Origin of the sequence: Persicimonas caeni (assembly GCF_006517175.1) — a bacterium.
In the GTDB taxonomy this organism is placed as follows: Bacteria; Myxococcota_A; Bradymonadia; order Bradymonadales; family Bradymonadaceae; genus Persicimonas; species Persicimonas caeni.
This window is the reverse complement of sequence record NZ_CP041186.1, coordinates 5,217,664-5,239,297: the sequence shown is the minus strand read 5'-3', so window position 1 is coordinate 5,239,297 and position 21,634 is coordinate 5,217,664. Positions and strand designations below refer to the sequence as shown.

Here is a 21,634-nt window from a genome sequence, read left to right as displayed (position 1 = left end):
GATATGCCATGCCTCGCTTGATTGTACTGATGACGGTGACAGCCGCCCTGCTGTCGGCCTGCCAAACCGATTTGAACGTCGAAGAGCTCCCCTTTAGCTGCACGGGCCCCAGCGATTGCCTGTCGGGCTTCGAATGCGTGCCTGTCGGGGACGGCTCCGAGCTCAAGCAGTGCGTGCGCGTCGGGGCGAACGTCGACGCCTCAGACGCCACGGCCGACGCTCGCGACGTCGCCCAAGACGCCGAGCGAGACACCAGCGTCGACGTCGGTCCCGACTCGGCCGACACCTCCGACGTAACAGACGCGGTCGACACGACGGACACTACCGATACACCCTCCGACGCAGATTCCTGCGCGAATATCACCTGCTCCAGCGGCGAGCAGTGCGTCGACGGAGCGTGTGTCGAAGCCGAGTGCACCACCGACAACGAGTGCGGTTTTCGAGAGGTTTGCGAAGACAATCAGTGCACGTCGCTCGTGTACGGCAGCATCGTCATCGAAGACACCACCTCCCAGGGCGCGCTCGACTGCAAGGCGACCTCGCCGTCGCCCGGCGCGGACATCTTCGGGGTTCAGCTGTTCGCCGCCGATGGCACCCCCATCGCCATGGGCCAAGTCGACGAGGCCAACCTTACACCTATCGCGGGCAATCAATACGACGACCCCTCCGTCATCAACTCGGCGACCAGCGCCACGTGCACCGGCGACGAACAAGAGTCACCCGAGTACGTCTCGCTGGGGTGCAACGGCGCCACGCTGCGCGTCGTTTTCTCCGCCGCGGGCTCATCTATCGAGCTCACCGATGGCATGGTCGTCGAAATCGGCGAGTACGACTCGGCCTGCGACCAATTCGCCACCGACGAGAGCTACCAGGTCTACAAGTGCACCCGCTCGGGAGATCATTGCATCGTCATCGCCAGCGGGCTCAGCGGCCAGAGCAGCGTCAATCTGTAGAGACGTGTCCATCTGAAGTGACGCCCAGCCGCCCCGACTCGAGCGCGTCGGCCACCCGACGCTGGAACTCGAGCTCGTGCTCGTTGGTCACCGGCTCCAAGACCTTGTTGATGCCGGCGTAGATCACGAATAACAGCCAGGCGATCGTCTCCGCCGAGGGCTGCTCGACCGCCCGGGCGACCAAGGGTGCCTCGCGGTTGAGCAGGCCGTGGTGGGGACGATACAGCTTGTGGACCCATCCGGGCTCCGGCGGTTCGGCCCAGCCGTACTCGACGTCGGCCCATGCGAGCTCGTACCTGGGCATGTCTTCGCCCTCGCCGCGGTCGGGCCGCAGCTCCTCGAGCCAATACTCGAGCACCTCGAGCAGTTGCTCGCCGCCGGCAAACTCCAGCCCCGCATCGTCCTTTCCAACCTTCGCCGGCGCCGCGCGATAGACGCGCTCGAAGTCGACGTAGCGCGCGATCCAACGGCGCAGCAACTCCGGCGTCTGGTCGGCGAGCAACTCGTCGACGTCGGGGGTGGTCCCGCTCGAGTTGGCCTGGGCGCACAGGTGACGAATCACGCGCAGCCCGGAGACGGGCGCGCCGCGACGGCCCGGGAAGATCGGAATGTCGAGGATGCGCAGGGCGAGCGGATGGGCGACCTGCCAGTCGAATCGACCGTCGGCCGAGGCGCGCAACTGAATCTTTTGGCCGGCGAACTCGAGCAGCGCGCGGGTCACGCGTTCGCGCTCCTCGGAGCGCTCCAACCTCGGCAGCCTGCGCGCGAGCCTGTCGAGCAGCGACTCGCCGTGCTCGACGATCAACTCCTCGAGAAAACCCGGCGACTCGACGAGTTGGGCTTCACGCACCACCAATCGCCCTACTAAGCGCAGCTCACGCGAAGGTTCGCGCAACCGGTGGACCCGCCCGGTCTCCGCCTCGACGATGGCGATGGCCGGCTCGGCCACCTCGTCGACCGGCAGCCCGACCACGCCGCTGACGCGACGATCTTCGATCACTTCCTCGTCAATAAAGGCGTCCTTCGGAGTGCGCGGGTTCTGCTCGGCCTCGGCGTGAGACAAGTCGTAGTCGAACGCGCCCGCGAGCGGCAGGTGCTCGGCGAGCAGGTAGAACAGAAACGGGTTCATGCGAAGCTCGGCCGCATCGCCGCGCTCGACACCCTCTCCAGCCGGAGGGACGGAGTCGACCGCGCGACCGTCGAACATCACCACCGACTCGCCGCGCTCGAAACGCGCGACCACGTCGGCGAACGAGCAGCGGCCGCCGTCGGCCGTGTCGATAACCAGCCTTTGCGCCGGCTCGAAGCCCTCTGTGCGCCCACACAACGAGTGCTGCAGGCACTGACGCCAAGTCGCGCGGCGCTGATGGCGCCGGCGCTCCTGCTCGACCCAGCGTGCGTTTGGAGCGTTGCGCGCCTCTTCGGCCAAGTCGACGCGCACGTAACAGTCGGCGCCGAGGGTGGCCACGAGCAGCTGTTCTTGCTCGGCGTCCAACACCAAGACGTCCTCCGGCTCGAGTCCTGCGGGGAGCTCGGGGTCCGACGAGCGCACGCCAAAGAGCAGACCGCGGCTGCGTCGGAGCAAAGCGGCGAGGTCACGCGCACTGACGGCTCGACCAGCAGGCTCGCCTCCAAGCGTCTCGAACAACGGCATATCGAGCAGCGGCGCGCGCTTCTCGTCGAAGGTCGACACCTCGATCACCCCGCCGCGCACACGCAACATCGCGGTGCGGCTCAACGTGTGCAGCGCCATGCGCGAGCTGGCCGAGCCCGGCTCGAGTTCGACGCGGCTCAGGGCGGCCAGGGCGCGGGCATTGGCCTCCTCGAGGCGATGGCGAGCCAGCTCGACACAAGTGCGCGCGACGAGCTCGGCGATCGACACCTGTCCGGCGTCCGTGGCGACCTTGCGATCGAGCAACGTCGGCGACGCCGGCGGAAGCTCGATGAACAATTCGTGGCCGGCGAAGGGAGAGGGAAACCGCGCGCTGTAGACCTCGCGCTCGCACACGAGCAGCTTGACCCAGCGCTTGTTCAAGACGCCGGCCTCGGTGTCGCCCGCCGGGGTGTAGACGCGCATGAACACCTCGCCCACCGAGCCGAGCGTCCGCGACAGCCTCGCACGCGCCTGCTTGTCGTGCTGGTCGACGTCGTCGAGGTGATGGACGTCGCACATGTGCTCGATGAACTCGGTGACGGGGATGGACTCGACGCTCACCGGCTCGACGAGCCAGGGCCGTGGCGGCGGTCCCGCCACCGGTCCGGTAAACACGTCAACGTCACGCTGCTCGTCCAGACGCGGCTCGACGAGCTCGAGGCTCGTTCCGGCCAACGCGCGCAACGTCGGCCGCTCGTCGGGCGACACGAGCAACACCGGCGCCTCGAGCGCCTCACCGATCCGACGCGCCGCCTTCGCCTGACCGTCGCGAAGCACCTGCGGAGGCACCACGACCGCCCGCTCGTGAGTCTGGATGAGCTCGACGAGCTCCGGCGGGCTCAACAGGGTCCCGTCGAGAGGCCGAATATTGTAGGTGATCTGGTCGTGGTCGGCGTGCAGCGCCTCGGCGTAGGGCCGAAGCCGCGCCCACAACTCCTCGAGCACCTCGTCGCGCACAATCTTAGCGTGGTCGGCCGTCTTGTTGAGCCGGTCGAAGTTGACCGCCCCGTGCAACGCATAAAACGGCGCATCCTCACGCGCGACGCGCTCGACCTTGACCCCGTAGGTCATCAGGTCGAACTCGCCGCGGCCGCCATGGGGCGCCTCCCACAGCCGCCCGTACAGGTCGTCCTCCTCGATCGCGATATACGCGCTCTGCCAGACGCGCTGCTCGATGTAGGCGCTGCTCCAATCGGAGATAAAATGCCCGTTGAGCATCACCTGCACGCCCGGAGCGATAACCTTTTCGCGCAGCAACTGCACCTCGCGGTCGCCCAACTGCTGCTCGGGCTCGGGAGCGAGCAGCGAATTGTACAGTCCGTCGCCGTGGATCTTCACACCGCCGATGGGCTCGGGCGGCTCTTGGACCACGATGTCGCCGTCGCGCGAGATCACCACCTGCGCCGATCCGTCGAGGGTGCCGTCGCCCGATGCGATGACGATCTTGGCGGGCTTGAAGTGCAGCATCGCGTTGACCCCGCGCGCCAACAAGATCGTGTCGGCACACCCCGGCTCGTCCTCACTCATCAGCAGGAAGTCGAAGAGGCGCTCGAGCTCGAACTCGCTGAACCCGCGCCCGCTCCACCACATCTTCAGGTCGTCGCTGTCGCGGCGCAGCCGAAACAGGTCGATATTCAGATAGCCCCCGCCGTTGGCGACCGCCGCCTGAATCAGCTCGAGCAGGTAGAAGCTCGGGTCGGCCAACGCGAATTGGCGCATCTTGGCGATCGCCTGCGCCCGGTCGACCGAGAACTCGCGGCGCTCGCCATCTGCGGCGCCCTTGCGGCGTTGGGCGATGATGTCGTCGGTGGGGTTCATCTTGTCAGAACACCTCGCTCGAGTGCATCGGCCACGCGGCGTTGGAACTCGAGTTCGTGGTCGTTGGTAACCGGCTCGAGGCGCGCGTTGACGTGAGCGTAGATGGCGAGCAACAGCCACGCGATATGGTCGGGCTGCAGGTGCTGCGCCTGGCGGGCTCGCATGACGAGCCAGTGTTTGGGGTTGAGCACGATGGTCGGCTGGGAGCCCGATGGCGCGGTGTAGTGACAGATCGGCTGGTGCGTCCCGACGGGCCACAACTCGCCTGTGCTCCACAGGACGCGTCGAGGCGCGGCTTGCTTGGCGTCGTCCGGGCGAAGCTCTTCGAGCAGGCGTTCGAGTAGCTGGAGGAGGTCGTCTGTCGCCTCGGGGGAGTGGGGGCGAGGCGTCGGCTCCGGGCGGGGGGCGTCGTAGCGGACGCGTGCGTCGGTCAGATAACTTGCGCTCCACTCCTCGAGGTGAGCGGGAGCGCCGTCGGCGAGCACGACCTCCTGTTGGCCGCGGCGCAGCGAAAAGCGCGTGGCGAGTTGTCCTCCCGATGCGACCGCCCCGCTCTGCAAGCGAAAGAGCGGCAGCTCCAAGATTCGCGCGGCGAGTTCGTCGCCGACGCTCCAGGAACACCAGCCGCCTGGCGTTGCGACGAGCTCGAGTTGCCGGCCTGCGTACTCGAGAAGGCAACGCTCGATGCGCTCTTGGTGGTTTGGCGAGCGAGGCCGTGCGATCTGGTCGACGAGCCGGTCGAGTAGCGCGGTGCCCCACTCCAAAATCGCGTCGTGCAGTGAGTCGGACTCGTCGAAGAAGGTCTCGTCGATCGTAACGCGGCCGACCAGCCCGAGCTTTTGGGCCGGCTCGCGGAGTTGGTGAACCCGCAGGGTCGACCGTTCGACCACAGCAATCGCCGGCGACGAGACAGACTCGACGGCGAGGCCGATCGAGCCCGACGCGTAGGACTCGTCGATCTCGATGGCTTCGACGAAGGCCTGCTCCGGGGTCGACGCGTTTAGCTTCGCCTCCCAATGCGACAGGTCGTAGTCGAAGGCGCCCTCGATACGCGCGACTCCTTCGAGCAGATAAAACAGACGCGAGTCCATCCGAAGCGCGGGCGGTGGCCCCGAGACAGCACCTTCGCTCGTCTGGGCGCCCTGTGCCCCCATCGAAGGGACGAGGTCGGCGTTCTTGCCGTCGAACATCACCAGCGGGTGCCCCTCTTCGCTCCAACGTCGCAGCGACTCGACACTGCAGCGGCCACCGTCGGCGAGCTCGACGAGCGGCAGCGATGCGAGTTCGTGGTGCGCAGGCTCTGCGCCTCCTCGCAACGCCAGCTCGAGCAGCCGACGCCGCGCTCTGCGGCGCTGCTCCTGGACCTCCCAGCCCTGCCCCTGCTGGCTCAGGTGGGCCACGAGCGCCGAGACATCGGCGTCGCCGTCGAAAGCGCAGCTGTCGAGCTGGACGACGGCATCGGCGCCGAAGACGTCCACCAGAAGCGTGTGTAGCTCTCGGTCGGCGACGAGCACGTCGTCGGGTTTGTGCCCCGCCAAGTCCTCTTCTGGCGCAGCCTCGACATCTGACGCAGCCTCGACCGCGTAGAGCAGCCCCCGGTTGCGTCGCAGCAACGCCTCGAGGTCTCGTCCCCTCACCGGCCGGCCGGCGGCCGTTTCGAAGAGAACGACCTCGAGCAGCTTGCTCGCATGCATGTCGAGCGCCGCCAGAGTGAGATCGCGTCGACCGTCGGCGCCGCTGCGCACACGCAACATCACCCGCCTGGCCAACGCCGCCAGCGCCAAGCGCGAGCCATTGCTTCCAGGCGCGACCTCCGCACGTGTGAGCGCCTCGATCGCACGCTGATTGGCGATCGAGAGCATGTTGCGAGCATGCTCGACCGCGTAGGCGGCCAGCGCGGCGGCGACCGAATCGGCCGCACCATCAGGTTGCCACCCCGCAGATTGCCGCACCGCCGAAGGCTCGATCGCCCTCGGCGACACGGGCGCGAGCTCCACGACGAGCAGGTGGCCCGCATGCGATGTGGGGACATCGCCGCGCCACACCTCACGGCCGCAAACTATCAGGCTGACCCAATCGGTGCCCGCTGCGCTGTCGGCCTTCGGGGTGTAGACGCGCATGCGCACCGGCTCGTCGGCCCCGGTCGTCCGCAGCACGCCCTCGGCACGCTCGTCGGAGAGCCAACCGCGAGCGACCGCACCGGAGACCAAGGCCCGCATCGTCGTCGACTCGACGGCCAGCGGCTCGATGAGCCACGGCCTCGCCGGGGGCTCGCGCGGCGGACCGGCGAGCACGCCGGTGTCGTAGGGGGTCGACAAATCGGGGATGATCACCTCGCACCGCTGCCCCGCCAGGGCGTGCAGCGTGGGGTGCTCGGTGCTCTCGGTCACCAAAATGGGCGCCTCGAGGACCTCGCCCAACCGCTCGGCGCGAGCGCGCCGCTGGGGCATGCTCACGTCTTCGGGGGAGGCCACGACCACGCGCCCGGCGTCGTCCAGAAAGCGCCGAAGCGCCGCCGGCTCGAGCCGCTCACCATCGATCGGACGCACCGCGTGGCGCACCGCGCCCTCGCTGCGTGCGTGCAGCGCCATCGCGTACGGCCGAACACGCGCCCACATCTCGTCGAGCACCGCGTCACGCACGATCTTGGCGTGGTCGGCGGTTTTGTTGAGCTTGTTGTAGTTGATCGCGCCGCGCAGGCGGTTGAACGGCGCCTCCATGCGCGGGACCTGCTCGATCTTGATGCCCCAGGTCATCAAGTCGTAGCGGCTCCGCTCGGTCTGCGCCGGGAACCACAACCGCCCGTACAGGTCACCCTCATCGATGTCGATATAATCGTCCTCGCCCTGCGGGGCCGAGCCGTAAGAGCTGCTCCAATCGGAGACAATGTGGCGGTTGACCACCACCGCCAGCGACGGCGAGATGCATTTATCGGCCAACAACCCGATCTCACGCAGCGGCTCGCCCTTTTTGCGCGGCAGCAGCCAATCTTCGAGGCCGTCGGCTTCGATGCGCACGCCGTCGAGCGGCTCGCGCACGATCCAATCGATGGGGTTGGGTTGCGCGTCACGCAAGAGGATGCGCCGAGTCCCCTGCAAGGTCCCGTCGCCGCTCGTCACGCTGACCAGGTCCGGCTTGAAGTGCAACATCGAGTTGAGGCCGCGGGCGAGCAAGATTGTGTCGGCGCACCCGGGGTCGTCATCGGAGATGAACAGAAAGTCGAACAGGCGCATGAGCTCGAGCTCGGAGAAGCCCTGCCCGTCCCACTGCATACGCATATCACCGCGTTGCCCACCGTCGCCGTACAGCTCGACGTTGACCTGCGCCGCCTCGTTGGCCACCGCGGCCTGCACCAACTCGAGCAAGTAGTAGCGCGGGTCGCCCAGGCTGAACCGGCGCATCTTCTCGAGCGCCTGCGACCGGTCGACCGAAAACTCGCCGCGCTCGCCATCTGCGGCGCCTTTGCGGCGTTGGGCGATGATGTCGTCGGTGGGGTTCATCTTGTCAGAACACCTCGCTCGAGCGCATCGGCCACGCGGCGTTGGAACTCGAGTTCGTGGTCGTTGGTCACCGGCGAGAGCAAGGCGTTGATGTGGGAGTAGGCGCTCAGCAACAGCCAGGCGAACGCGCGCGAGTCGCCGGCTCCGGCCAGCAGGGCTTGCTGGGCGAGCCAGTGTTGCGAGTTGATCAGGAGCACCGGCGGGCGGCCGTTGGCGTAGACGAAGGCGTCTTCGTCGTCGGCCTCCTGGAGCAAGTAGTAGACCCGGTCGCTGGGGACGGTGCGCTTCTTCTTTTGGTTGGCGAAGTCGACGACCCACACGCGCATATTGAACTTGGAGAGCGCCTCTGCGGACGGTTCCTCGTCGGGGTCGAGGCGGAAATAGTCGCGGGCGAGCACCTTGACGTGCTCGTCGGGGCGCATCTCGCCGAGTGAGCGCTCCAGCGCCTTGGAGAGCGCGCGGGCGTCGGTCGGCCCGCCGCCGTCGGCGGCCAACTGACCGTCGGCTTGTCCATCGGCGGCTTGTCCATCGGTGGCTTGTCTGGCAACGGCAGGATGCTGGGCAGAATGGGCCGGCGGTCGGGCGACGTTCTCGGGGCGAAGGTGACGCTCGACCCAGTCGACTAGCACCTGGGGCACGTCGTCGGTCAGCACGATGCGCGTGCTCTCGAGCAAGCTTCCGCCGCGGGTCTGCTCGACGCAGAACTCGTTGATGAGACGCTGCGCGCTCACCGGGATGCCGCGGGTCGTCGCAAAGAGCGGGATGTCCAAGATGCGCTGGGCGAGGCCGTGGTTGTTCTCGTAGAACACCGTGCCGTCGGGGCGCTTGGCCAGGCGCATGTGGCGTGCGGCGAAGTCGAAGAGTTGCGCCAAGATGCGCTCGTAATCGTCGTCACCCTGGCGCTCGGCCAAGCCCTCGGTCAGCGAGCTCAACACACGCCAACCGGCGTGCCGAGCGGCCGAATAGATCTCCTTCCAACGCGCCTCGACGCCTCCCGCCTCGACCTTGATGAGCCCGACGATGCCGTGCTCGATGGCCGGCTGGCGAAGTTGGAAGACCTGCTGATTGTCGGCCGAGATGACCGCGATGGACGGGTTCTCGACGGGCACCTCGGGCAGGCCCAACCGGCCGCTCATATTCTCGCCTTCGATCTGCGTGCTGGCGACGAACGCGGTCTCGGGGGTGATCTCGACGTCGGCGGCTTCGGCGTCGGTCAGGTCGAAGTCGAACGCGCCGGTGAGCTCGCCGAAGGGCTGCAGCAGTCCGAAGACCCAGGTGTTCATCATCAGCGATTCGGGCGGCTCGGCGTCGCCCGCCGTCTTGCGACTCGACAGCGAGCCCATCTCGCACACGTCGCTCGAGCGGCCGTCGACCATCACCATGCGGCCGTGGGCCTCGAAGCCGCGCAGGATGTCGCGGAGCGAGACGACGCGGCCGTGCCCGTCGAGGAAGAGCCCCATCGTGTCGACGCCGTAGGTCTCTTTGTTGGGCTCGTGGACGGCACGGTAGCACACAAAATACTGCAGGTGACGCACCGCCTGGCGGCGAAGCTCCTCGTCGTCGCCGTCTACCCCGGCGCCGCCGAATTGGCGCACCAGTTGTTGGACGAGCTTTTCGACGGTCGCCTCGTCGGGCCGGCCCTCCGCACCTTCGGCGAGCAGCGCACCGTTGGGGTACTCGCGCAGCCCCAGCGCCACGTCGCGCACCTTCCAGCCCGACGCCTCGTCCTCGGCGAGCACGTCGCGGCAGTCGACGCGTACGTAGGCGCCTTCGCCGACGATCTGCATGAGCAGGCGCTCGGTCTCGAGGTCGAGCTCCAAGATCGAGCTCGGGTCGAGACCTTCGAGGTCGGGCGTCACCTCCGGGATGACCCCGTAGACCAGCCCGGCGGTCTGCTCGAGCATCCACGCCAAGTCGCGCATGGTCGTGGCCATGCCGTCGAGGGTGCGAAAGACGGGCACGTCCAGCAGGTCGAGGCTCGCCTCGTTGCCCACCAGCGAGAAGCGCACACTCGGGCCGCTATCCTCGCCGGCCGAGCCGCCCGATTCAGGCGAACCCGTCGAGCGCAGTCTCTTGACCGCGTCACGCGCCAGGGCCGCCAGGGCGACCCGCGCGCCGGTCGAGCCCGGCTCCAGGTCGGCCTGGCCGAGGCTCTCGAGGGTGCGCTCGGCGGTCTTCTCGAGGTCGTCGATGGCGTAGCGCGCCATCACCTCGGCGATGAGCCACGCCAACGAGGCGTCGGCGCCCTCGACGATCGGCTCGAGCAGCGCGCTGGGCGAGGCCGACGGCACCTCGATGTCGAGCACGTGGCCCGGATAGGCGCTCGTGACTGCGCCCTGCCACACGATGCGGTCGACGCTTCGCACGCGAACCCACAGCTCGCGCCGATTGTGATTCTCGCCGGAGCCGACGTCGTCGGGCGTATAGATCGTGCCGGTGATCTCGCTGGTGCTCTCGAGCTGGTCGATGAGCGAGGTCTCCGTGGAGTTCACGCCCTGGCGAAGCTCGTCGGCGTACATGATGATCTTCTCGGCGTCGGAGGGACGCCCGCCCAGTCGGCTCAAGATCTGTTTGATGGCCGACGGCTCCGAGGGGACGATCTCCTCGTGGAACAGATGCGCCACGAAGTTGCCCAGGCTGATCGGCGACAGCTCGGTCGCCCCGATGAGCCACGGGCGCGGCGGCGCTTTGGCGGTGGGCTTTTTGAAGAACGCGAGCTCGCCGGGGTTGTTCAGGTCGGGCCGGATGAGGCGCACGTCGTTGCCGGCGAGGTTGCGAAGCGTGGGCATCTCGGCCTCGTCGACCGTGAGCACCGGCGCCTCGAGCACGCGTCCGATCTCCTGGGCGCGCTCTCCTGCGGGTCCATTGGGCGATAGCTTCGGCGGCACGACCACCGCCGTACCGTGCTCGTGCAGCATCGAGCGAAGCTCTCGGGGCTCGAGCAAATCGCCGCCGAGGGGCGCGATCTGGAAGACGGCCTTGCCCGTCTGCCCGCTGAGCGCCTTGTGCGCGTACGGCTTGAGCCGCGCCCACATCTCGTGGAGGGTGGCGTCCTTGACGATGCCCGAGTGGTCGGCGGTCTTGTTGAGCCGGTCGTAGGCGACCACCCCGCCCAGTTGCGCCCCGTCGATGAGATCGTGTTCGAGCGACTGGATCCAGGAGCCCCACGTCAACAGCTTGAACATCTCCTTGTGGCGCTGCTCGGCGATGCCGATGGAGCCGTACAGGTCTCCCTCGTCGAAGGTGACCACGTTGCGGTAGCCGAACACGACCGGGGTGCGCACGCTCGAGTAGCCGAAGACCGGCTCGTCGTTGACGATGATCGGCACCGGCGCGGCCAAGCAGCGATTCTCGATGGCCGAGCACTCGGGCGGGCCGTAGTCGGTCGAGCTCAGGTTCGACTTGCCGCGAATCTTCGAGCGCCTCAACCCCTCGGCGCGAATGAACGTCCCCCGCAGCGCCGCGTCGGGCGTACCCACGTCGACGGTATTCTCGCTGCTCTTGATCTCGATGCGCGTCGTCCCGCCCATCGTCCCGTCGCCCGACTCGATGATGATGCGCTTGGGCTCCATGATCATCAGGGCGTTGACCCCCAGGGCGAGCTGGCGAATGTCGCCGTGCTCGAAGTCCTCTTTGGACGCGAACAAGAAGTCGAAGAGCTGGGCGAGCTCCTCTTGAGTGAACCCGCCGCCGATATACGACAGGCCGAAGCTCTTCTTCTCGATGCGCAGGTCGACGTGGGTCGCCCGGTTGGCCACCGCCGCCTGGATCAGCTCGAGCACATAGTAGTGCGGGTCGGCGAGCGCGAACTGACGCATCTTTCGGATCGCGCGCTGGCGAGCGACGGTGAAGCGCTTGCGTTCCTTGAAGCCGCCGGGTTGGCGGGAGCGGGCGATGACTTGATCGATCGAGGACATGGATGGGTTAGGGGCTTGGGTTTGGGGGTTTGGGGGTTTAGGGGAACTGGGGGTTTGGGATGCTATTGCGCTGCGGCGGGCATGCTCGCCGCGATCAGGTCGACGTCGGCGTCGAGCAGGCGGTCTTCGGTCAGCAAGAGGCTCTTGGCCAGGCAATACGACGCGATCTCCGGGGAGTGCGCGTGCAGCTGCAGCAGGCGTCGGAAATGCGGGTGGTCGCGGTTTACGGCGGCCTCGGGACGCTTCGCGGGGCGATCTTCGGCGACGCCTCGCGGGGGGCGTGCCATGACCGGGCCGAGCGTGCGCGCGAGCACGAAGAGCGGCGCGTCGTCGTCCGGCGAGCCGAGCTCGCAGGTGGTCAGCTTTCGGTAGCCGGCGTCGATCTCTTTGAGCAGTCGCGCAGCCGTCTCGACCAGCGGCTTGGCCTCCTCGGGGACCTCTTTGTCGAGGACGACCGGCAGGTAGACGTCCTCGGGGGCAGTGAGCGAGCCGCTCGTCTTCGTCTTGAGGTTCTGGCCGAAGAACTTGCGGATGCGCCCGACCAGCGTCGTCTCGACGCGGTGGGTCAAGTAGCGCCGAATGAGCCGGCGCACCGGCTCGAGCGGGTGGTCGTAAGTCGAGCTCGTCGGCGGGCGGCCGTAGACCACCGGCACGTCGAGCGCCGACAGCTCGTCGGTCAGATCGCTCGGCCCGTCGGCCACGAGCACGCGCCCGTCGCGCTTCCACGCCTCGTACAGCGCGTCGAGGTGGATCGTCTTGCCGTCGAGCAGGCGGATGAAGGGGCGCTTCTCGATCGCCTCGAGCAGCTCGATCGGCTCGTGCTCCAGGTACGAGACGAACTCGCCGTAGCGGTCGATCTCGGGGAGCGTCCACTCGGGCTTTTGGGCCAGACGCTCCAGCTCGTCGACGAGCGCGCCGAAGAGCTGCTTGTCGACGGCCTCTTCGAGCAGCTTCATCGCCTTCTCGTAGTTCTCGTCGCGCATGACCGTCTCGCGGCTGAGCGTGTGCTCGAGGTAGCGCGACTTGATCTTGAAGGCGATGTGGCGAAACCGGTGCGCCCGAAACCCGAGCACGTCGTCGCCGGCGCGGGTGAGCGCGAGCGTCAGTCCGCGGTTGTAGAAGCCGTAGACGGGCTCGTGGGTGTAGGCAGCCACGATCTCGGTGCCCTGGTGCTCCACGCGGGTCAGGCATTTGCCCTCGACCTCGAACGGCTCGTTGATGACAACCACGTCCGAGAACCCGCCGTCGACGGGGGTGCGATCCTCGAAGGTCACCTCGGTCTCGGAGTGATTACACCAGTGCTTGAGCGTCTTCTGGATCCCCTCGACGAGCTCGGTGTAGCGGTGGATGTCGCCCTCCAAAAACAGCGTGAGCTGCGTGCCCTCGACGGGCACGTCGAGCTTCGACTTGGAGAACGAGCGATCCTCGTGGAACAACACCTCCCAGTACTCGCCGCCGCGGCCGGTCTGCACCAAGATCGCCTTGGGCTTGAGCGCGAACACCGACACAAACCCGATGCCGAACTTGCCGATCTTGGTCAGATCTTCCTCTTTGGTCGACGCGAACAAGCGGGTGAACTGGTGGTCGATGATATTCTCGTCCATCCCCTCGCCGTAATCGTCGACGTGCAGCGCCACGGTGCCCTCGTGGCCGTCGCCGGGGATATACTCGGTCCACACCTCCACCGAGGGGCTGCCCGCGTCGATGGAGTTTTGGACGAGCTCACGAAAACAGTCGAGCGGCGAGCTGAACTGCGTGACGAGGTTGTCGAGTACGCCGAGATCGTCGGATTGGGCCATGGATGGTTCTTGGCTGAGGGCTTGGGTCTTGGTTCTCGGGGCAGGATAAGTGGGCCGCGGCGCTTGGTCCAGCCTCGCGTGGGGCTCGAAGGCGTATCGTCTGCTACGACGGCCGACCTGCGGGCGTAGAACGCGTGTCGTAGGCTGCGGTGGCCGACCTGTGGGCGTAGAACGCGTGTCGTAGGCTACGGTGGCCGAGCTGCGGGCGTAGAACGTGTCTTGTAGCCTGCGGTGTCCGCTCTACGGTGCATGCGGGCTTCGCCGAGCGCTACGACGCGTGTTCGAGCCTGGCAGAAGCCTCGTCGTAGGCTACGACGTGTGTTCTACGATGCACGAGGGCAAGATGAGGCTGTCGCAAAAGCCTTTGGAGGCAGGGCATCTTGCCCTGGGAGCAAGGCCGCACGCTCCTGCAACCAGCGCTGGAAGCGCTGCCTCCAAACGACGGCGACCTTTTGCGACGGCCTCAAGATGCTCTCGCTCCGAACAAATAGTGCGCTTAGCGTGCTCGAACTTCGAATTCGACGATCTCCTCGAGCCCCTCGCCCTCGTTGGCCCACGGTGCGAGCAACTCGAGGCGACACAGGCCGTCCTCTTTGCGGTACAGCTCGAAGGGATATGACGAGCTCTGCTCGAGATGGGTGTCGGTGCCGATGCCGCTGAACACACACACCTCCGGGGTGAGCGTGCGCCCGGTCACCCCGGCGAAGAGATCTTCTTCGCAAAGCGGCGTCTCCCCCATGAAGAAGTTGAACGAGACGTCGTAGAAGTTGCCGGTGAGCGACGTGACCTCCTCGACCTCGAGGCGGTCGACTTCGCCGCGGCTGTGCACCACGGTGTCGACTTCGAAGCCGTAGTGCTCCGAGCCGATGGTGAGCGCGCCTGGGGTGAGCCGGCCCAAATACACGGTGAGCGCGCCGCGGCCGTCGCGCGCTCGCAGGATCGCCGGAACGACCGTGCCGGTCGCATCGCGAACCCATGCGTTGTGGGCGTCTCGCCCGCCCCAAGGCCGCCCGGAGGGGTCGGCGACCTCGAGGTCGAGAAAGAAGGCTTGGTCGGCTCGGAACAGACGCGGTCGCGTAGCCCCGTCGACCACGCACGGGTCGGTGACGGTGACCTCGCCGGGCTCGACGACCTCGAATTCGACCGTGTCGTAGATATAGCGCGTGTCCGTGCCGAACATCCTGTCGATATTTTGCGAGATGCTCACGCGCACCTCGACCGGACCCGGCTCGAGGGCCTCGAAGTCGAGCCAGCTCTCCTGGCCGCTGCTCCGGTCGATGGCGATCTTGCCGGGTCCGGAGACGTCGATGGAGTCGATGTTGGCGGCGTGCGGCGTCTGCAAAAACTCATCGGCGCGCACCTCGAGAATCAGGTGGCCCGACGCGCCCACGGCGATGCGCGGGTGGTCGACGTCGACCGAGATGTCCTCGGACTCCTCGTATTCGTCGCCCAAACAGGCGCTGGCCAGACAGGCGGCGAACGCCGCGACAAGCCCGATGCGAAAGGAAATCTGTGTCATGCTCTGCTCCCCAAAATTCGCGTTATTCGCCGGCAAGGTCGACGGTGAAGGATTGGCGTACGCCGCTGCCGCCGGCGCCAGGCGCAAACTCGAAGGTCACCGAGCACTCGCCCGAGCCGATCGCCCAGATGTCGAACGCGTCGTGGGCCTCGCGCTCGAAACGTGCCTCGCCCTCCTCCGCCACCCAGAACTGACATACCTGCGGGGTGGTGATCGTGGCCGAAATCGTATGGGTGTCGCCCTGTCGACACGTCAACGCATCGCCCGCGTAGAGTTGCGGCGCGAGGACGAATGTTCCCTCGAGCCCGCCGCGCTGGACGACCTCGATGCGATCGACGTCGCCCGGCTCGACCAGACCGACGCGATGATCGACGCCGAAGCGCTCGGCGCGCACCTCAATCTGGCCGGCCTGCTCGGGGTACAGCCGGATCGAACCGAAGCCCAGGTCAACTTCGCTGCGTACGGGCTCGTCGTCCTGGGTGATCGAAAAGAAGGCACCGCCCAAGCCCCCGACGATGCGCCCGGAGGCGTCGCGTGCCTGAAAGTCGAGCTCGATGGGCGCGCTCGCATCCAAGATCCGCGTCGGCGCCGGGTTGCCGTCGACCGCGCAGGGATCGTCGAACACCGCGTCCGCGACCTCCACGACCTGCACGTCGAAGACGTTGCGCAGCCGCTCGCCCTCGGCGGTCTCGACGGCCACGTCCACGGTCGCCGTCCCCGCCTCGAAGGTGCGTACCACCACCCCATGCGAGACGTCTCGCCCCTGGGGCAACGCCCCCTCGAAGCGCGCGACATGCGACGGCGACGCCGACACCCGGCGCACCTCGAACGCCTCGTCATCGAGATTCGTCGGTCCCGCCGGGACGCGAACGGACGTGCGAAACGCCGCCCCGGCAGCCACCTGGGTCGGGTGGGTCCACACAGACAGACGTGAGGAGAGCGTGTACTCGTCCTCCGAGGTGCACGACACGCAGAGCGCGGTCGCGGCGAGAATCACTAGAGCCGGTCGTAAGTGCTGCATCTCCCCTCACTCGATCAGATCCCCCAGCTCCGCTTCGCTTCGCAGGGGGCTATCAAAAAATATCGCTCCGCCCTTCCTCACACCATCCCCCAGCTCCGCTTCGCTTCGCAGGGGGCTATCAAAAAATATCGCTCCGCCCTTCGGGCTCGGCTTGTTCTTCTCACCCTTCCTCGCCCGTCAACGCGGCCGCAGCGCGGCTGGCGTTGAGTTGGCGCACGATCGACTCGACCTCGCGTTTGAACTTCTCCTCTTCGGCCTCGTCCTCGGCCTCCTGGCGAAACTCGACGAAGTCTTCGACGTACTCGAGGACCTGGGCGGACGAGACCGGCTTGCACAGGTCGTCGATGATCTCTTTGCGGCGGGCGCCGTCGGCCTGGAAGTACTCGTCGGGGTACTCGAAGTCTTGGATGTGGCTGCGGATATTGTTGCAGATCGACTCGACGTTGCGGCCCGACAGGTCGTGCTCGACGCATAGCTTGCCGACCTTCTGCCAGGTCAGGTCGTCGCCGGGGACGAAGCGGGCGACGTCGTCGAGCATCAACTCGCGCATCATCTTGGCGTATTGGGCGGGTTTGGTGGGCCCGTCGACCGACATCGGGTTCTGGGCGATGCGGCTGATCGTCGCCTCGTCCATGTGCAGGGTGTTGGCGTCGCAGATGAGGAACCACTTGCCGTCTTTGGGCAGGAGCGTGCCGTCGAAGACGCCGAAGACGGCGCCCAGGTTTTGCTTCTCCTCCATGCGCAGGCCCTGGGCGCTGCGCGAGGCAAACGCGGTGTCGATGTCGGGCCAGTACACCCCGCTGACGCCGTCGAAGCCGTAGACCTCCTCGCGGAAGATGCGCACGAGGTTCTGCGCCGAGGCGTTCTGGTAGCTAGACGCCCACTCGGTGCGCTGGATGACGCGAAATTGGGCGGGAACGTCGCGCTCGCGGCAGTAGTTCAGAAAGTAGTTTCCGACCGCGTGCGCCGTGATCGTCTTGCCCGAGCCGGGGCGGCCCAGCCCGAAGAGCACCGGGTTGATCTTTTTGGGGTTTTTGCCCGCCTCGAAGTCGTATCCGGCGACCGCGCGGGCGAGTTTGAGGCCGGCCTCGACGTACTCGTCGTTGCCGACGATATCGCTCGGCGACACGGGTAGCAGGCCCGTCTCGACCTCGATGCGCTCGGCGATTTCCAGCCCGTCGTACGGGTAGCCGGCGACGCGCACCTCGCGCGCCTCGAGCGCGCTGAGCAAGGGCTTGAGCGAGCTGCTCTTGAGGTAGGTGATCGTGGCGCGGCGAAGCAACTCGAAGAACGCGGCGAGCGTGGCGGCCACGGCGTGGTCGGGCTCGGGAGCGTCGTCCTCGTCGGAGGTGCGCGCCGGCGCCTTCATCTGCACGTAGGCCGCGGCGATGCGAAGCACACGCCCCAGAAGCTCGACCGGCGGGCCGTCGTGCGCCAACAGATCGCTGAGCCCGTCCATCTCGAGCGAGCCCTCGACCGCCGGCTCGTGAACCCACTCCGCGATATGACGCTCGACCGAGTCGGCGGTCACGGCGACCTGGAAAGCCGCCACGAGCTGGCGTTGCTGACGGGTGAGCTCGGGCACGGCGAACGAGGCGCCGCTGGCGGCCTCGTCGAGGATGACGCCGCGCAAGGCCTCGGCGGCCGCCAGGCCCAGGTCACAGGCGGCCACGACGCCTTCCAACACGCCCAGGCTCGTCGCCGTCTTGCCGAACGGCCCCGGCGCGAGCTTTTCGAATTGCCCGGGGAGCCCCGACTTTTTGACCGCCGCGGTCACCCCGGCGCGGTCGAAGCCCCCTTTGGGCAGGCTGACAGAGATGTTTTGTAGTTCGCTCATGGTGACACCATGGCAAATCGGATCGATTTGCTCAACAAACGGTCGCGCCTCTTCGGCCGTAGATTCGAGCTCGACCGTGTGATTTGACGATCAGAGCAATGCAGCCCGTGCACCCCGTCAGGGGCCGATCCTAAAAAAAGTACGCAACGATTTTTGTTTTTTGCCGAAAACCGTAATGAGGGGTGGCAGTATCGTGCGCACGAATTTCCCCACAAATTTGAAACGGGCGGGTGAGTCGAAGTTGGCCTTGGCTCACACGCTGGTGGCTGAGCCGGTCGGGCTCAGAAGGTTCTGTTCGACAACTCACTCCCGTCGCCGAAGGCGGTTGATTCGTGCATCTTCGGCGCCGTCTGTCCTCGACGATGCGCTGCATCGCCTGCGTCAGACGGCCTCCGAATCTGCACCGAATCCCCTCGCCTCGGCTCGGTCCGGAGTTGTCGAACAGAACCTGGCCTGCGGCGGAACGGTTTCCCGATCCGCAAAACAGAGCCTTCGTGGCGAGCGTATCTTCGAGGAGATGTCGGCCTGTACCTCTTCGACGCGCTCGGCGGAGGCCGAGCCGGCGGTTTCGTCCTTGTGGCGAAACGGTCGGATTTGCCCGGTGCGGGTTCGTAGGAACGTCGATGTAGGCGATGTGGCGTGAAGATGGGCCTGTGCCATGGGAGTGCCGCAGCGGCGTCGATGTAGCTAGTAGGTCGTGGCGTCGGGGTGGGCATGTGCTTAGCGCATGACCTATCCGAGGTGGCTTCAAAACGGGGCGGGCCTAGCCCGTTGACCGATCACAATCACAAACAAACACGCGACGCCCATGCCGGCGAATTTCGTCGGTAGACGCACCGGTATGTCGTCGTGGGGGCGCTGCGAGTGGGTCTCGATGCGAGTGGGTCTCGAGTCGTGGGTCTTATGGGAGGTTGGGCGCCTCGCATTAGCTGCACAGGCTTATTCACCGGGCGGGATAAACCCGCCGGGGTCTTCGGGGCGCGCTGGCGCGGCCTCGTAGCTTCGCAGGCTTATTCACCGGGCGGGATAACCCCGCCGGGGTCTTCGGGTTAGGCGGATGGAGCCGCGGATAGGACTGATGATGAGCGGATACGCGGATAACGACACTGCCACGACGCGGGTATCCGCGTATCCGCAAATCATCACCCGAATTAGCGCCGGTATCCGCCTATCATCACCTCATCCGCGACCAGCGTCATCCGCTCTATTCGCGCATCCAGTCCATCCGCGCATCCAGTCCATCCGCGCATCCGTGGCCAATCACTTCTCCGGAGCCATTCGCTCCGCGGGAAGCACGCGCGGCAGCTCCGCCAGGGGCACCATTCCCTCGTTGACCAACCAAAGCGCGCTGTCGCGCATGGTGATCATGCCGGCGTCGAGGGCGATTTGGCGCAGCTCGTCGACCGGCAGGCGGCGGGTGACCCCGGCGCGCACGGATTTGTCGGCGCGCAGGAACTCGAGCACGGCGATGCGCCCGCGGGTGCCGCGGCCGCCGCAGACCGAGCAGCCGGCGCCTCGGTAGGCCTGGAAGTCGGCGGGGACGTCGCCGTGGGGGAAGAGCTCGGCCAAGATCTCGGGCTCCGGCTCGGCCGGCTCGCGGCAGGCTTTGCAGATGCGCTTGGCCAGGCGCTGGGCGATGACGGCCAGGAGTTCGCTGGCGATGGAGTTGGCGTGCATGTCGAGGTCGAAGAGGCGCTGGACCGCGTCGACTGCGTCGTTGCTGTGCAAAGTCGACAAGACCAGGTGGCCGGTCTGCGAGGCGCGCACCGCCTCGAGCGCCGTCTCCTTGTCGCGAATCTCGCCGACGAGGATGACGTCGGGGTCTTCGCGCACGAAGGCGCGCATGGCGTTGTGGAAGGCAAAGCCGATCTCCGGTTTGACCTGGGTCTGCTGGATGCCGTGCATCGAGTATTCGATGGGATCTTCGACGGTGATGACCTTGCGCGAGGCGTCCTTGGCGAGGACCTGCAGGCCGGCGTACAGCGTGGTCGACTTGCCCGATCCGGTGGGGCCGACGACCAGGATCAGCCCGCCGGGGCTGTCGAGGAGGCGGCGGTATTGGCTGGCGATCTTGGGCGGGAAGCCGAGCTCCTCGATGGTCAACACATGCTGGTCTTGCGGCAGGATGCGCATGATGCCGTGCTCGCCGTACAGCGACGGCTGGGTCTGCACACGCAGGTCGAAGCTCGTCTCGCCGGCGCGTCGGCGAAAGCGGCCGCCCTGCGGGAGGCGCCGCTCGGCGATGTCGAGGCCGGCGTTGATCTTCAGGATATTGATCAGCCCGCGAAGCTCGAGCTTGCTCAGCGCGTAGTGGTCGATGTCGTGCAGCTCACCGTCGATGCGGAAGCGCACGCGCACCTCTTCGTCGTAGACCTCCAGGTGGATGTCGCTGGCGCGCTCGGCGACCGCGTCGAGCAGCATCGCCTCGAAGATGGCGACCATGCGCGCGTCGAAGGCGTTGTCGGCAAAGAGGTCGCGGTCGCGTGACTCCTGCTGAGTCGCCTCGTCGACGGCGTCCGGCTCGGGACTGGCGGCTTTGCCCAAGCGCAGCGCGGCCCAGATGCGCCGGAAATCGCGCGGCGTGACCAGGTAGGTGTCGACCTCGGAGGCGCCCAGCGCCACGGCCAACCCGCCGAAATTGCCCGCCGGGTCGGTGGTGGCCACCTGCAGGCGCGCCCCGTCGCGCCGAATGGGCAGCACGTGACTATGCTCGAGGTAGGCCTGGGAGACCGCGCGGTATAGCTCGCGGTCGATGCGCCGCAGCAGTATTTGGGCGGTCTCGAACTTCATGCCGCGCTGAACGGCGAGCGCGCGGTACAGCGCGACCTCGTCGATGACGCCCTCTTCGATGAGCTCTTCACCCAGGCGCTGGCCGCTGGCCGCCGCCTTACGCGCGCCCTGCTCGACGCGCTCGCGGTCGGCGAGCCCCATCTCCACGACGATATCGCCCAGTTGGATCGCGTCGGTGCCCACGCCGAGCATCTCTTCGGGAAACTCGTCGCCCTCGCGGGTGACCCGCAAGAGCTTGCGCCGGGTCGTGTCGGTCCCCACGAGCGCCACGAGCCGACCGCTGTCGGCGAGTTGGGACAGGAGCTTGGCGGGTACGCCGACGCCGGGAACCATGACCAAAATAGCGTCGAACGGCGCCTCGGCGGCCAATCCGGCGAGGCCGTCGCCGAAGTGGGTGTGCACGTTGTCGAAACCGAGTGCGTCGAGCTTTTGGCGGGCGTGGTCGGCTAAAAACTTCACCGAGTCGATCGTATGGACCTCGGAGACGAGCCGCGACACGAGCGCGGCGCGGTAGCCGATCCCGGTGCCGATTTCGAGCACGCGGTCGTCGGGAGTGAGCCTCGCGGCGCGTACCAACGAGACGAGTTGCTCGTCGGAGGTGCCGCTGAACGCCCCGTGCCCCGAGACTTGCTGCTCGGAGACGTCGAGGGCGAACGTCTGACGAGGCACCTGCTGTAGCGCCTTGCGGAGGGGGACAGATGCTTGAAGACGGCGTTCGGGGCGCGAATCGGAGCTCGACATAATACCACCTGAAATACTTCGAATTTCTCTGCGTTACCAATCGTTTAGCACAAAAGGAGGCAGTAGCGACACCCCATTCGACGGA

The 21,634-nt window shown here is 66.7% G+C and carries 9 protein-coding genes; 1 reads left to right on the top strand and 8 read right to left on the bottom strand.

Annotation, left to right across the window (positions count from 1 at the left end; genetic code table 11):
- Nucleotides 1-8 precede the first annotated feature (8 nt).
- On the top strand, nucleotides 9-953 hold the full coding sequence (locus FIV42_RS19270; protein ID WP_141199269.1) for a hypothetical protein: 945 nt from the start codon (nucleotides 9-11) through the stop codon (nucleotides 951-953).
- Here the strand turns inward: FIV42_RS19270 and FIV42_RS19265 are convergent.
- The 8 genes from FIV42_RS19265 to FIV42_RS19230 form a co-directional block, all read right to left on the bottom strand.
- Nucleotides 943-4,425 (bottom strand): hypothetical protein, encoded by a 3,483-nt coding sequence (locus FIV42_RS19265; RefSeq protein ID WP_141199268.1) that lies wholly within the window; start codon nucleotides 4,423-4,425, stop codon nucleotides 943-945. The two genes, FIV42_RS19270 and FIV42_RS19265, sit on opposite strands and share 11 nt — an antisense overlap.
- Nucleotides 4,422-7,925, bottom strand: a complete 3,504-nt coding sequence (locus FIV42_RS19260; protein ID WP_141199267.1) for a hypothetical protein — start codon at nucleotides 7,923-7,925, stop codon at nucleotides 4,422-4,424. The genes FIV42_RS19265 and FIV42_RS19260 overlap by 4 nt, the downstream gene beginning before the upstream one ends.
- A complete protein-coding gene (locus FIV42_RS19255; RefSeq protein ID WP_141199266.1) occupies nucleotides 7,922-11,842 on the bottom strand; it encodes a hypothetical protein in 3,921 nt (1,306 codons plus the stop codon). The genes FIV42_RS19260 and FIV42_RS19255 overlap by 4 nt, the downstream gene beginning before the upstream one ends.
- Nucleotides 11,843-11,904: 62 nt before the next feature.
- Nucleotides 11,905-13,641 (bottom strand): ATP-binding protein, encoded by a 1,737-nt coding sequence (locus FIV42_RS19250; protein WP_141199265.1) that lies wholly within the window; start codon nucleotides 13,639-13,641, stop codon nucleotides 11,905-11,907.
- Nucleotides 13,642-14,137: 496 nt separating this feature from the next.
- Nucleotides 14,138-15,160, bottom strand: coding sequence for a hypothetical protein (locus tag FIV42_RS19245; protein ID WP_141199264.1), 1,023 nt, complete (start codon nucleotides 15,158-15,160; stop codon nucleotides 14,138-14,140).
- Nucleotides 15,161-15,182: 22 nt separating this feature from the next.
- A complete protein-coding gene (locus FIV42_RS19240) occupies nucleotides 15,183-16,181 on the bottom strand; it encodes a hypothetical protein (RefSeq protein WP_141199263.1) in 999 nt (332 codons plus the stop codon).
- A 160-nt stretch (nucleotides 16,182-16,341) separates the two neighbouring features.
- Entirely contained in the window at nucleotides 16,342-18,018 is a 1,677-nt protein-coding gene (locus FIV42_RS19235) for an ATP-binding protein (RefSeq protein ID WP_141199262.1), read from the bottom strand.
- Between the two features lie 1,260 nt (nucleotides 18,019-19,278).
- Nucleotides 19,279-21,549, bottom strand: coding sequence for an ATPase, T2SS/T4P/T4SS family (locus FIV42_RS19230; protein WP_141199261.1), 2,271 nt, complete (start codon nucleotides 21,547-21,549; stop codon nucleotides 19,279-19,281).
- Nucleotides 21,550-21,634 lie beyond the last annotated feature (85 nt).